The following is a 13,793-nucleotide window of genomic DNA, read 5'->3' as shown; positions in this document are numbered from 1 at the left end:
TTATGAGTTATCAGGTGTTAGCAAGAAAATGGCGACCTAACCGCTTTGGCGAGTTAGTTGGGCAAGAACATGTTGTCACGGCTATTTCTAATGCACTTGATAACAATAGATTACACCATGCTTATTTGTTTACCGGCACCAGAGGTGTGGGTAAAACCACCATAGCGCGAATTTTTTCAAAAAGTTTAAACTGCGAGCAAGGATTAAGTGCCCATCCTTGCGGTCAATGTAGTACCTGTAAAGAAATCGAAAACGGTAATTTTATCGACTTGCTCGAAATAGATGCCGCATCTCGCACTAAGGTCGAAGACACTCGGGAGCTACTCGATAACGTACAGTACAAGCCTAGTCGTGGTCGTTACAAGGTTTACCTGATAGATGAAGTACACATGTTGTCTAAGCATAGTTTTAATGCTTTGCTTAAAACTCTTGAAGAGCCACCGCCTCATGTGAAGTTTCTACTAGCGACCACAGATCCACAAAAACTGCCTGTGACTATTTTATCTCGCTGTTTGCAGTTTAATTTAAAAGCCTTATCGCGCACTCAAATTAGCCAGCAACTCGAACACGTGCTGGGGCAAGAAAGCATCCCATTTGACAAAGAGTCACTGAGTCAATTAGCCAGAGCGGCCCAAGGCAGTATGCGCGATGCCTTAAGCCTAACCGATCAAGCCATAGCACAAGGCAATGGTGCCATAAGTGTGCAGATAGTCACCGACATGCTTGGCCTGATGGATAAAAACCAAGTGCTTAAATTGATCCATGGGGTTATCCAAAAGGACAGTGCGGCAACCTTGCAGCAGGTTGAATTGATGGCGCAACAGGCGCCCGATTATGGCTTGGTTTTGGCAGAAATGATGAGCTTGTTACATCAAATTGCATTAACTCAGTTTGTACCCGACGCCTGTAAGCTTGAAACTATTGCTGCAAGAGCAATTTTTCAGTTGGCTAAAACCGTGCCAGCAGAGCAAATTCAATTACTGTATCAAATTGCTTTAACGGGTAAAAAAGACTTACCTCATGCTGCAGATGCCCGAACAGGGCTAGAAATGACTCTATTGCGTATGCTGGCGTTTTGTCCTGGAAACTTGAAATTAGATGCGCTGGATATCGCCGCAAAAACACCCAAAGTCGAGGGTGCTGTTGCACCACAAGCAAACCAGGCAGCCAGTATTGCACCCGAAGTCACAATTGACAGTTATGGTGCCAAGCATCAACAAATAGCGCCTGAGCTAGCCTCGCAACCAGAGTCGCAACCTCAGTCACAACCACAAAGTTTAGCGCCCCAAGTGACGCAACCCACAGCAACAGAAGCGGAAGAAGCGGACTTATTTGCTCAGCAGCAAGATATTATGGCTCAGGCCGAAGGTTTTGGTCATCAAGTTGTCGATTACGATCAATATCAAACTGTAGCTATGGATGAGCAACCAACTGAAGCAGTGCTGAATGATGTCCCCCAAAGGGCGTTTGAGAATACTGAAGTAGCCACAGATGAACAGCATCAACAAAATACACATCAAACCACCACCGCCGATTTAATCGCGCTACGTAATAAAATACACCAAAGTAAAAGTGAAGAGGGGGAAGGCACAGACCCAGTAAAAAAGCTTGAGAGTGTCACGCCGCCCAATTTAGCTTTTGCTCGCAACCTTAGCCAAGATGTTGATAATGCACCTGTAGCACACCGTGCTGAAGTACCCAGTCAAACCTCACCTCTGGGATCAGAACCGATACCAGTAAAGCCCAATGGTAATAATGCTCCGCCTTGGTCTGTAGACTCACCACTCCCCGATATTCCTGCTAATGCCGGCCCTAGTCCATTTTCAGCAGAAAGTGAACCTCAAGAAGCTGTTGCATTTGACTCAAGTGCGCACTTGGATAAAGAAAATGTGGGGGATGTCACCTTAGACATAGCAGCCTTTTTGCCAAACAAACAAAAAGTGACAAAGGCTTTGCAAGTCGATAACTGGAGCCGCTTGATAGAAGAGATGCAAGTGACAGCGTTGACCAAGCAACTGGCCTTACATTCTGCATTTCATCACCAAGGCAATACCGTTAAATTAACCTTGTTACAATCAAAAGCCCACCTTATTTCAGAAACGGCTCAGCAACAGTTGCAACAAGCCCTGTGCTTGGCACTTAATCAAAGTATTGAACTTGAAATCGAGCTAGGACAACCCATTAACACTCCCTACGCGCTACAAGGTAAAGTAAACCAAGTGCGTCAAGAATACGCCCGTGAAGTGGTTAAAAACGACCCCGGCATTCAATTGCTGCAACAAAACTTTGCAGCAAAAGTAGACCAACAAAGCATTCAAGCAAGATAGTCACAACAAATTTTAATTAAGAGAAAGAGAGACAAATTATGATGAAAGGTGGAATGGGTAACATGATGAAGCAAGCGCAACAAATGCAAGAGCGCATGCAAAAGAATCAAGAAGAGTTAGCCAAAACAGAAGTCACAGGCGAGTCGGGTGCGGGTTTAGTTAAAGTGACTATGACGTGTAATCATGCCATACGCCGCGTCGATATTGACGCAAGCCTTATGGAAGAAGACAAGGAAATGATCGAAGACTTAGTGGCCGCAGCGTTCAACGATGGGGTTAGACGTGTCCAAGAAACCACCAAAGAAAAAATGGCCGACGTAACAGGCGGTATGCCTTTACCTCCTGGCTTTAAGATGCCGTTTTAAGTTACGCGCTATAAACACAGGTGAGAAATGCAGTTTAGCCCCTTAATAAAAGAATTGATTGATGCCTTTAAAATTTTGCCAGGTGTTGGGCCTAAAAGTGCCCAGCGTATGGCGTTTCATCTTTTAGAGCGTAATAGACTAGGGGCGATAAAGTTAAGCGATGTGCTGCATAACGCTATGGAACACGTCACACATTGCGAGCAGTGTCGTACCTTCTGTGAAAATAAGTTATGTGAAGTGTGCGCCAATCCTAAACGCCACGAAAACCAAATTTTGTGTGTGGTGGAATCTCCACAAGATATGTTGGCCATCGAGCAAACCTCTGAGTTTAAGGGCCGCTATTTTGTGCTAATGGGGCATTTATCGCCCATTGACGGTATTGGACCTGCCGATATTGGTTTAGAGCAATTGGCGCAAATTTTTCAGCAAGACGAGATCCAAGAAGTGATCCTAGCCACTAACCCTACAGTGGAAGGCGAAGCCACCGCGCACTACATTGGACAAATGTGTAAAACACAAGCTATTCACGCCAGTCGTATTGCACACGGTGTGCCTGTAGGCGGCGAGTTAGAATATATTGATGGAAATACTTTGACCCACGCCTTTGCTGGGCGAAGAGAGCTTTAGAAAGCACCATTGCAAACAAATTATTAATTTATCCTTGAAATCAAGCTAAGCGGCCTTATCTCCTAATCGTCATTTTAGTAACCACAACTTAGGAGATACTTGGCTATGGCTGAAGCAGCCCAACAAGAAACTCATGGATTTCAAACTGAAGTAAAACAATTACTTCAATTGATGATCCATTCGCTTTACTCAAATAAAGAAATATTCTTACGTGAATTAGTCTCTAACGCGGCCGATGCTGCAGATAAATTACGTTTTAAAGCCTTGTCTAACGACAGCCTTTACGAAGGTGACGGCGATTTGCACGTTAAACTGAGTGTCGATAAAGACGCGGGTACTGTCACTATTACCGACAACGGTATAGGTATGAACAAAGCCGATGTGGTTGAACACTTAGGTACCATTGCTAAGTCGGGTACCAAAGAGTTTTTTGGTAAGTTGTCGGGCGACGATGCTAAAGATTCACAGTTAATTGGTCAGTTTGGTGTTGGCTTCTATTCTGCATTTATCGTAGCCGATAACGTGACTGTACGTACTCGTGCGGCAGGCGACGACAAAACACAAGGTGTGCAGTGGCAATCGGCCGGTGAAGGTGAATTTACAATCACCGAAATTGAAAAAGCCGAGCGCGGTACTGAAATCACTTTGCATTTAAAAGAAGACGAAAAAGAGTTTTTGGATGATTGGCGCTTACGCTCAATAGTCGGCAAATACTCTGATCACATCAGTATTCCCGTGAAAATGTTCAAAGCAGAAGAGCCAGAGCGTGATGGCCCTAAAGGTCCTGACGGCGAAGAGGGTGAAAAAATCCCAGCCGTACCGGCGTTTTGGGAAGCAGTAAATAAAGCCACTGCTCTTTGGACTCGTGATAAGTCTGACGTTAACGACGACGAATACAAAGAATTTTACAAGCATATTTCTCACGACTTTAGCGATCCAATGACTTGGTCTCACAATAAGGTTGAAGGCAAAACCGAATATACAAGTTTGTTATATATTCCAAGCAAAGCGCCGTTTGATATGTGGAATCGCGAGCACAAACATGGATTAAAACTCTATGTACAGCGTGTATTTATTATGGATGACGCCGAGCAAATGTTGCCCACTTACCTACGTTTTGTAAAAGGTTTGTTGGACTCAAATGATTTGCCGCTGAATGTGTCTCGTGAAATATTACAAGACAACAAAGTGACTCAAGCAATGCGCCAGGGTTGTACTAAGCGTGTATTACAAATGCTTGAAAAAATTGCCAACAAAGACGCAGACAAGTATCAAGAATTTTGGGCTGAATTTGGTAATGCTTTAAAAGAAGGTCCTGCTGAAGATCAAGCCAACAAAGAGAAAATTGCTGGTTTGTTACGTTTTGCTTCAACTCATAGCGATTCAGAAGCACAAACGGTTTCTCTTGCCGACTACATTAGCCGCATGCAAGAAAAGCAAGAAAAGATTTACTACATCACAGCCGACAGCTATCAGGCGGCTAAGTCTAGCCCACATCTAGAAATCTTCCGTAAGAAAGGCATTGAAGTGTTGCTTATGGCTGATCGCGTAGATGAATGGTTAATGTCTCACCTGACTGATTTTGACGAGAAATCGTTTGAGTCAATCACTCACGGTGCATTAGATTTAGGTGACTTAGACGACGAAGAAAGCAAAAAGGCCCTAGAAGAAGCTGAAAAGCAAGTTGAAGGTTTAGCTGAGCGAGTAAAAGCTGCCCTTGGCGATAAAGTGAAAGATGTTAAATTCACATCTCGTTTAACGGACTCTCCTGCGTGTATTGTGGCTGATGAACAAGGTATGACCACGCAAATGATCAAGCTGATGCAAGCTGCGGGTCAACCTGTACCTGAAGCGCAGTACCATTTTGAAATGAACCCTGAGCATCAATTAGTGAAGTTATTAGCTGACGTGCAGGATGAAGAGCAGTTTTCACAATGGACAGAAGTGTTGTTTGATCAGGCAGCGTTGTCTGAACAGGGCAGTCTGAAAGATCCAGCAAGCTTTGTGCAAAACTTAAACAAGCTACTCGCTAGCTTGGCCAAATAGCGGTCAAAACGCTATAGATTGTTTACTAAAAACGGGCTTTAAGGCCCGTTTTTGTTTCAAAAGTCTAAAAGTATACTATTTAAGGATATCTGGACCTATCTAGGCCTTAATATTCTTGTAACATTAAAGTTGAATGTGTAAAGTTGCCACTTTACTTTTTAACGCAAATTTTTATTCAGAGGACAAGGCATGCGCATTATTCTTCTTGGTGCTCCTGGAGCAGGTAAGGGTACTCAAGCCCAATTTTTAATGGGTAAGTATGGTATTCCACAAATATCGACAGGAGACATGTTGCGAGCAGCCATTAAAGCCGGTACTGAACTGGGTTTAGCTGCTAAGCGTGTAATGGATGAAGGGCAACTGGTTTCCGATGAATTGATTATTGGCTTAGTCAAAGAACGTATTGCTCAAGCCGATTGTGCTAATGGGTTTTTACTCGATGGTTTCCCTCGTACTATTCCCCAGGCTGATGCCATGCAAGAAGCAGGAATTAATGTAGATCACGTGATTGAATTTGATGTGGCTGACGAAGTCATAGTTGAGCGTATGAGTGGCCGTAGAGTGCATCCAGGTTCGGGTCGTGTTTATCACTTACGTTATAACCCGCCTAAGGTAGAAGGTAAGGATGACGCAACGGGCGAAGACTTAGCAATACGCCCTGATGATCAAGAAGATACGGTCCGCAAGCGTTTAGGTATTTACCATGAACAAACTAAGCCATTGGTTGATTATTACACTGAGTTAGCCAATTCAGGTAACTGTGCCTACCATAAGCTCGATGGCACGCAAGCCGTTGAAGCGGTTAATACTCAACTAGCGACTTTACTAGGGTAAGTTAACGCTAATATTGAGTTACTTGAGGCCTGCTGTTATTGCGGGCTTTTTTATACCTTGAATTCGTTTTTGGAGAAAATATATGCATACCCCCATTACAGCGTTTTATGCCGGTTTATTGGGTATTTTGTTTTTGTATTTTTCAATATTGGTAGTGAAAGGCCGCTTTAGTAAACAGATATCTTTAGGTGATGGAGGTGACCATCATTTTCAGCAGGTGGTCCGCGCTCATGGTAACTTTAGCGAATATACCCCCATAGTGCTTATTTTGTTGTTTGTAGCAGAAGTGAATGATAGTCATCCTATTGCTTTACATTTAGCGGGTACGGCATTGTTAGCTGGTCGATTTATCCATGCATTTGGGGTGCGTCGTCACTCAGGCTCAAGTTGGCAACGCGTGACAGGGATGTTGTTGACTTTTGCTGCGCTGTTTGGACTGAGTGTGCTTAATATTTTGATTTTGTATAAGTAACAAGTGTTGCAGCAATTGTAACAATTTTATTGCAGGTGAATTTTGAAAGCCTGGCCATTGTTCTCGGTTCGTTGTAGCGCGTTTATAGCGCTATAAATCTCGTGGTTTCAGTCTTAGCCTTTTATAAATAACACCTTAATACGATTAGGCTGAATTTTATTAGTCTATAAATACTTCAATAACCCCCCCTTTATTCTTAAACTATTCCGCCGTTTCTCTCGACTTAGATATAAATGAATTTAGTTTTTGTTACTTTTGTACATGAATACTTACGTATCTTAGATGTAATAACTTCTAAATCATCACTAAGCTTTATTTAAATTTTGGCTCAGAGGAAAATTCCTGTGAGTGAGTCGAGTATGTTTAAATCCGGAACCCAAAAAATGAAAACAACAACAAAAATAATCACCAGCATCATTGTATTAGCTATTGTAGGCGGGGCGGTATTTCAGCTCACTAAGGAAGAAGAAAAGCAAGGTATCGAAGTAGAAACGGCTAAAGTCGAACTGGCGACTATTATTCAAAAAGTAAATGCCACGGGTAAAATCCAGCCAAAAACCCAAGTGAATATCAGCGCAGATGTCAGCGCAAAAATTACCAAATTGGAAGTAAAAGAAGGCGAGTGGGTTGAGAAGGGACAGTTTTTAGTCGAGCTAGACAGGGAGCGTTATGTTGCCAGTCTCGAAAGTGCTGAAGCCAATGTACGCTCTGCTCAAGGGCAAGCCAAACTAGTGATGGAAAACTTGAAGCAGGCTAAACGTGTTCTCGATAGAGCCAAAGAACTCGTCGCCAAAAAGCTCGACTCTCAAGCTACTTTAGACAGTGCTGAAGCCGCTTATCAAGTGGAAGTTGCTCGTCATGAGTCGGCCCTAGACCAAATTGAGCAAACCCGAGGCATGTTAAAACAATCTAAAGACGCCTTATCAAAAACCACTATATACGCGCCTATGTCGGGCACTGTCAGCAAACTTAACAAAGAATTAGGCGAAATTGCCATTGGCTCCCAGTTTCAAGAAGACGTGATAATGATCATTGCTAATCTGAACCAAATGGAAGCTTTGGTTAAAGTCGATGAAAACGACATCGTTTCTATCGCTTTGGGGCAGCAAGCGGAAATTGAAGTAGATGCACTATTGGGTAAAAAAATTAACGGTAGTGTGAGTGAAATTGCCAGTAGTGCGGTTGATCAACAGCCGGGTAGTAATAGTCAAAAAACAGAATTTGAAGTCACTATTAGCATTACTAGCGATGTGAAAGAATTGCGTCCCGGTATGACCGCCAGCGCCGATGTGGTAACCGATACGCGGGAAAATGCAGTAAGCGTACCCTTACAGTCAGTAACGGTACGCACCGAAGAACAACTCAAGGCTGATGGCAAAACCTACACCGCAGCAGAAGATGGCTTTGTGGAAGTTGTGTTTGTTGAGAGCAACAATAAAGTGACAGCAAAACAAGTGAAAACTGGGATACAAGGCGAATCTTTGATTGAAATAGTAGAGGGTGTCGAAGTTGGAGATAACATAGTAACAGGAAGCTACCGCGCCATATCCCGCGAGCTAGAAAACGGCTCTGATGTAAAAATCAAGGAACAGGAGGATAACTAATATGGCCTCTCAAAACGGCTCTCAAGCAACCTTAGTGATTGATAATATTACTAAGACTTATCAAATGGGTGAACAACAAGTTCGTGCTCTAAAAGGTGTGTCTTTGCAAATTAGGCAAGGCGAGTATGTCGCAATTATGGGGCCTTCTGGATCGGGCAAGTCAACCTTAATGAATATGATTGGTTGTTTAGACGTTCCAACCTCAGGCACCTATATGTTAGAAGGCGAATCAGTAGGGGAAATGAGCGAAGACCAACTGGCTGCTATTCGCAATGAGAAGATTGGTTTTGTTTTTCAAACCTTTAATTTGGTTCCTCGAGTAAGCGTATTTAACAATGTTGAGCTACCTCTCATTTACAAGGGAGTACGTAAATCCCAACGCAAAAAGATTGTAGATGAAGTGATTGAATCGGTGGGGCTTACCTCCCACAAAAATCATAAGCCCAACGAGCTTTCAGGCGGGCAGCGACAAAGGGTCGCCATCGCCCGAGCGTTAGTATGCAATCCGTCGATCATTTTGGCAGATGAACCAACCGGTAACCTCGATACTGAAACGGGTGATGACATTATGATGTTGATGGACGAACTTCACGAAAAAGGTAACACTATCGTATTGGTAACCCATGAAGATGATATTGCCGAATACGCTCAACGAGTGGTGCGCCTAAGAGATGGTGTACTGGAAAGTGACGTGCGTCAGGTAGCAAAGCGGCTTCGCGAAGTTTGCGAATAAGTTAGTTGTGATCTAATTCTATTTTGAATTGAGATAAGTTATGAAATTAAGTTTAGAAATGAGTGAATCATTTAAGATTGCCTTAAATGCCCTCACTGTTAATAAAGCTAGAGGAGCCCTAACAGCCTTAGGGATCATTATTGGCATAATAGCAGTGATTGTCACCATGACGGCGGCAAATGGATTACAAATAGCATTTCGAGAGTCCTTTGCTTCCGTTGGCTCTGATGTGATTTATGTGTCGCAGCGTCCTTGGGTACAAAATGGTCCTTGGTTTAGGTTTAGAAATCGACCACCTATAACCTTAGATGCCAGCGCACAATTACAGCAAAGGTTACAAGGGCAAGGGGTTGTTAATCCTAGTATGGGACAAAATCAGTCCATCAAATATCAATCCAAAGTGATAGATGGAGCGAGAGTAATAGGTACCACAGATAAGCAAACCATAGTGTCGAATATGTTACCTGAAAGTGGCCGTTTTTTGATGCCATTTGATGTGGCATACAAAAAACAAGTGGTGGTTATTGGCTCAGAAATCGCAACAGACTTATTCGAAGATTTTGATCCCATTGGGAAAGATATCAAGATTGGCCGTTATAAATTTAAAGTGGTCGGTGTGATGGAGGAACAAGGGGGCAGTATCTTTGGTGGTCCCAATTTCGACAGACAAATTTTTGTGCCTATTACAACCTACAGTAAAGTTTTCGGTAATAGTGGTGGTAGAGCCAATGTCGACATTGCCATTAAAGCCCCATCGCCTGACGCCATGGAAGATTTTGAATATCAGGTAATAGGCGAGATGCGTAAGATCAGAGGATTAAAACCTATTGAAGAAGATGATTTTGCCATTAATAAACTAGGCACATTATTAGATGCTTACAACTCTATCATGGGGGTTGTGGTAGCGGCAGGTTTAGGGATCACCAGTATTTCGCTGTTTGTTGGTGGGGTAGGGGTGATGAATATTATGTTTGTATCTGTCACCGAGCGCACTAAAGAAATTGGGATCCGCAAGGCTATTGGGGCCAAGCGCAGAACCATACTGATGCAGTTTTTATTCGAAGCATTATTGATTTGTCTATTCGGCGGAATAATAGGGTTATCGCTGGCCGCTGCTATTACCGAGGTAGTGAACCAAACCCTTTTACCGGCTAGTTTATCACCCACCATTATCATTGCTTCTTTGGTTATCTCTATGTTGGTTGGGGTAATTTCTGGTTTTGTGCCGGCCTTTAGAGGAGCAAAGTTAGATCCTATCGAGGCCCTTAGGTATGAATAGCGGAAGGTATACAAAATGAGTTTTTTCGATACATTTATGATGTCTTTCGGGGCAATTAGAAGCAATAAGCTACGTTCAGGGTTAACGCTATTTGGTGTCATTTTGGGGGTGGCGTCGATTATTGGGGTGATGACGGCTATTTCGGTGATACAAAAAACCATGGAGCAGGAAATGACAGTCTTAGGCACACAAACTTTCCAAGTTCAAAAATGGCCAAATGGATTTTCCAGTGAAGAGCAACGTAGAGAGGCCATGAAATGGCCGGCTGTTACTTTGGAGGAAGCCCAAGCGATCCGTGATCACGTTCGATCAGTCGATATAGTGGGCACGGAGTTTTGGGATGGGGGTAAAGTTGCTTCCTTTAATGGTTATAGCACAGAGCCAATGGTGTCTATATGTGGAGGATCACCAGAGTACGCCGAGAACAACACCCATTATATTGCCAATGGTCGTAATATCTCCCGTATGGATATGGCAGCCCATAGAAAAGTAGTGGTGTTAGGTAACGCCTTGGCCAATGAACTTTTTCCATTTACCGATCCCATAGGGCATAAAATTCGTTTAGACGGCACAAAATATGAAGTAATAGGTACTTTTGTGCCCAAAGAATCTGCTTTTGGTGGACCTTACGAAGTGCTGGCCTTAATACCGGGTACGACATACACCCAAACGTACGGGTTAATGAATGGCCGTGGCTTTAAGCGTAGTGCCAATGTCACTATTCATTCTCGTACTCCAGAATTATTAGACGATGCTATTGCAGAAACCCGCAGTGTGCTGAGGCGGATCCGTGGACTGAAACATAATGAAGCCGATAATTTTTACTATTTCACTAGTTTAAGTCAGATTGATCAATTTAATGAATCAACTAAACCCGTGAAAATTGGTGCTTTTGTGATGGGGACAGTAGCCCTTATTGTGGCTGGTGTGGGGATCATGAATATTATGTTGGTATCGGTAACCGAGCGAACCAAAGAAATAGGCATTCGAAAATCTCTTGGAGCAAAAAGAAATAATATCCTGACGCAGTTTTTAATCGAGGCGATAGTACTCTGCAACTTGGGAGGAGTCATTGGCATCATACTGGGATTTGGTTTAGGAAACATAGCCTCTGCGGTGACGGGGTTTGACGCGAGTATTCCCTACGAGTGGGCATTGCTAGGTATGGGATTTTGTAGCTTTATTGGTATTACATTTGGCATGGTGCCTGCCATTAAGGCGTCTAAATTAAATCCGATTGTGGCGTTAAGTAATGAATAAGATGACGGCAAAAAACCACGGCGCTTATAAGTAAGCGCCGTTGTTTCTACTATTGTAAGCTGGGTTGCTATCACCTCGCCATTTTTTTCACTTCGGCTCTTTTATGATGCAGTAAAGGTTCAGTGTATCCACTGGGCTGCTCTTTACCTTTAAATATCAATTCATATGCGGCCCTAAAAGCGATGGAGTCATCGATGTTTGGGGTCATGGGGACATAGTGCGGGTCAGAGGCGTTTTGTTGGTCAACCAGTTTGGCCATTGTTAACATGGCACTTTCCACTTGTTCTGTTGTGATCACCTTATGTAATAACCAGTTTGCGATATGTTGGCTGGATATTCTTAATGTGGCTCGGTCTTCCATTAATCCAACATTGTTAATATCCGGTACTTTTGAACATCCAATACCTTGGTTAACCCATCTAACCACATAACCTAAGATACCTTGCACATTGTTATCTAATTCGCGCTGTATCTGCTCGGGTGTTAGCTGCTCGTCTTGAAGTAATGGAACATCTAACATTTTTTCAAGCAAGCCATCTACATCGGTGGCTAAATTTGCTCTGATATCAAATACGTTTGCTTGATGGTAATGCAATGCATGCAATGTGGCCGCAGTTGGCGAGGGCACCCAAGCTGTGTTTGCCCCCGATTGTACATGGGCAATTTTAGCTTGCATCATATCTGCCATATTATCGGGTATTGGCCACATGCCTTTGCCGATTTGAGCCTTACCAGATAACCCCGAGTTGAGCCCAATTACCACATTAGATTGTTCGTAAGCGTTTAACCATGGCCTGGTTTTAATGGTGGCTTTACTGGCAAAAGCGCCTAATTGCATAGAGGTGTGTATTTCATCGCCAGTACGGTCTAAAAAGCCAGTGTTGATAAATACCACTCGCTCTTTTGCGGCTTGTATGCAGGCCTGCAAATTTAAGCTGGTGCGCCTTTCTTCATCCATGAGGCCTATTTTAAGTGTATGTATGGGTAAATCGAGAACCCTTTCCATGGTGGAAAATAATAAATCTGCATAAGCCACTTCTTCAGGCCCATGCATCTTGGGTTTCACTATATAAATACTGCCTGCATGACTGTTTTTGAACTTGCCATTACCTAATAAGTCATGTTTTGAAACTAAACTAGTGACTAGGGCGTCCATTATTCCTTCGTATATAGGCTGATCGTCAAACAAGATGGCATCGGTGCTCATCAAATGTCCAACATTGCGAATAAACATTAAGCTTCTTCCTGAGAGGCTAAATGTCTCACCTGTTACCGAAGTATATTCTCTATCAGGGTTTAAGCTGCGGGTAATTTGTTTACTACCACTGGTAATAGTGGCGCTTAAATCACCTTTTATCAGTCCTAGCCAGTTTTTGTAGACTAGGGTTTTATCTTGTGCGTCCACGGCGGCCACCGAGTCTTCACAGTCCATAATAGTGCTTAATGCGGACTCTAAAAATACATCTTTAATACTGGCGCTATCTTGCTGACCAATAACACTTTGTGGATCAAACTGAATTTCTGCGTGAATGCTATTATGCTTAATGAGAATACAGCTTGGTTGTTCAATCGGGCCTTGAAAGCCAACAAATTGCTCGGGAGCGGCGAGCTCCACAACCCTATCGTCTGATAAGGTTACCAATAAGGCACCATTACTAATGGCATACTTTTTACTTTGTGCATGCTTACCCGCAGATAGAGGGGCAATCACATCTAACCAATTCCTCACATAGTCTATGACCTTTTGCCCTCTTGTGGCATCGTATCCTTGCGTATTGCTACTCGCTGTTTGCTGGATAATATCTGAACCATATAAAGCATCGTACAAACTCCCCCATCTGGCATTGGCAGCGTTGAGTGCAAATCTGGCGTTGTTTATAGGCACCACAAGTTGTGGCCCTGCCATAGTGGCGATCTCAGGATCCACATTCTGTGTGGTAATTTTCAAATCGCTAGGCGCGGCTTGCAAATAGCCAATCTCAGTCAGAAAAGACTTATACTCTTGCATATTGATAGACTGCCTAGTGCGGCAATATTCATCTATTTGAGTTTGCAGCTGCGCTCTTTTTTGCAGCAGGTTTTGGTTGACTGACATAAGTTCGGGCAGTGAATCAGCGAACTTAGTCCAAAGCTCATCAGCAGATACTTGTGATTTGGGTAAAACTTCTTGAGTGATAAACTGCTCTAATTCTTGGGCAATTTTTATTCGGCCTTTTTGTACGTATTGAAGTTGCATAAGTTGCTCT

Annotated in this window: 11 protein-coding genes; 10 read left to right on the top strand and 1 reads right to left on the bottom strand. The window is 43.1% G+C overall.

Features of this window, described 5'->3' with window-relative positions:
- Positions 1-2: 2 nt before the first annotated feature.
- From dnaX to Q0688_RS05435, 10 genes are all read left to right on the top strand, one after another.
- Complete coding sequence (dnaX, locus tag Q0688_RS05480) at positions 3-2,327, top strand: DNA polymerase III subunit gamma/tau (RefSeq protein WP_299073974.1); 2,325 nt, start codon at positions 3-5, stop codon at positions 2,325-2,327.
- Between the two features lie 35 nt (positions 2,328-2,362).
- The gene (locus Q0688_RS05475) at positions 2,363-2,692 is read left to right on the top strand and encodes a YbaB/EbfC family nucleoid-associated protein (RefSeq protein ID WP_299074217.1); all 330 of its coding nucleotides are present in this window, start codon (positions 2,363-2,365) and stop codon (positions 2,690-2,692) included.
- 27 nt (positions 2,693-2,719) lie between these two features.
- A complete protein-coding gene (gene recR / locus Q0688_RS05470; protein ID WP_299073972.1) occupies positions 2,720-3,319 on the top strand; it encodes a recombination mediator RecR in 600 nt (199 codons plus the stop codon).
- Positions 3,320-3,424: 105 nt separating this feature from the next.
- Positions 3,425-5,365, top strand: a complete 1,941-nt coding sequence (htpG, locus tag Q0688_RS05465) for a molecular chaperone HtpG (protein ID WP_299073970.1) — start codon at positions 3,425-3,427, stop codon at positions 5,363-5,365.
- A 189-nt stretch (positions 5,366-5,554) separates the two neighbouring features.
- Positions 5,555-6,199, top strand: coding sequence for an adenylate kinase (gene adk / locus Q0688_RS05460; RefSeq protein WP_299073968.1), 645 nt, complete (start codon positions 5,555-5,557; stop codon positions 6,197-6,199).
- A gap of 82 nt (positions 6,200-6,281) precedes the next feature.
- Entirely contained in the window at positions 6,282-6,671 is a 390-nt protein-coding gene (locus tag Q0688_RS05455) for an MAPEG family protein (protein ID WP_299073966.1), read from the top strand.
- Positions 6,672-7,054: 383 nt separating this feature from the next.
- A complete protein-coding gene (locus Q0688_RS05450) occupies positions 7,055-8,275 on the top strand; it encodes an efflux RND transporter periplasmic adaptor subunit (protein ID WP_299073964.1) in 1,221 nt (406 codons plus the stop codon).
- 1 nt (position 8,276) lies between these two features.
- Positions 8,277-9,008, top strand: coding sequence for an ABC transporter ATP-binding protein (locus Q0688_RS05445; protein WP_299073962.1), 732 nt, complete (start codon positions 8,277-8,279; stop codon positions 9,006-9,008).
- Between the two features lie 40 nt (positions 9,009-9,048).
- The gene (locus Q0688_RS05440; protein WP_299073960.1) at positions 9,049-10,287 is read left to right on the top strand and encodes an ABC transporter permease; all 1,239 of its coding nucleotides are present in this window, start codon (positions 9,049-9,051) and stop codon (positions 10,285-10,287) included.
- A 15-nt stretch (positions 10,288-10,302) separates the two neighbouring features.
- The gene (locus Q0688_RS05435) at positions 10,303-11,547 is read left to right on the top strand and encodes an ABC transporter permease (protein ID WP_299073958.1); all 1,245 of its coding nucleotides are present in this window, start codon (positions 10,303-10,305) and stop codon (positions 11,545-11,547) included.
- Between the two features lie 70 nt (positions 11,548-11,617).
- Here the strand turns inward: Q0688_RS05435 and Q0688_RS05430 are convergent, their stop codons facing one another.
- On the bottom strand, positions 11,618-13,783 hold the full coding sequence (locus Q0688_RS05430; protein ID WP_299073956.1) for a malate synthase G: 2,166 nt from the start codon (positions 13,781-13,783) through the stop codon (positions 11,618-11,620).
- Between the last annotated feature and the right edge of the window lie 10 nt (positions 13,784-13,793).

The sequence above is a fragment of the uncultured Paraglaciecola sp. genome, from assembly GCF_937123705.1.
In the GTDB taxonomy this organism is placed as follows: domain Bacteria; phylum Pseudomonadota; class Gammaproteobacteria; order Enterobacterales; family Alteromonadaceae; genus Paraglaciecola.
This window is presented reverse-complemented; position numbering and strand designations above follow the sequence as displayed.

Excerpts from the sequence above, each read along its gene's own strand:
- Q0688_RS05430 (WP_299073956.1), bottom strand. The coding sequence starts at position 13,783 with ATGCAACTTCAATACGTACAAAAAGGCCGAATAAAAATTGCCCAAGAA.
- Q0688_RS05440 (WP_299073960.1), top strand. The coding sequence starts at position 9,049 with ATGAAATTAAGTTTAGAAATGAGTGAATCATTTAAGATTGCCTTAAAT.
- dnaX (WP_299073974.1), top strand. The coding sequence starts at position 3 with ATGAGTTATCAGGTGTTAGCAAGAAAATGGCGACCTAACCGCTTTGGC.
- Q0688_RS05445 (WP_299073962.1), top strand. The coding sequence starts at position 8,277 with ATGGCCTCTCAAAACGGCTCTCAAGCAACCTTAGTGATTGATAATATT.
- Q0688_RS05435 (WP_299073958.1), top strand. The coding sequence starts at position 10,303 with ATGAGTTTTTTCGATACATTTATGATGTCTTTCGGGGCAATTAGAAGC.
- htpG (WP_299073970.1), top strand. The coding sequence starts at position 3,425 with ATGGCTGAAGCAGCCCAACAAGAAACTCATGGATTTCAAACTGAAGTA.
- Q0688_RS05450 (WP_299073964.1), top strand. The coding sequence starts at position 7,055 with ATGAAAACAACAACAAAAATAATCACCAGCATCATTGTATTAGCTATT.
- adk (WP_299073968.1), top strand. The coding sequence starts at position 5,555 with ATGCGCATTATTCTTCTTGGTGCTCCTGGAGCAGGTAAGGGTACTCAA.
- Q0688_RS05455 (WP_299073966.1), top strand. The coding sequence starts at position 6,282 with ATGCATACCCCCATTACAGCGTTTTATGCCGGTTTATTGGGTATTTTG.
- recR (WP_299073972.1), top strand. The coding sequence starts at position 2,720 with ATGCAGTTTAGCCCCTTAATAAAAGAATTGATTGATGCCTTTAAAATT.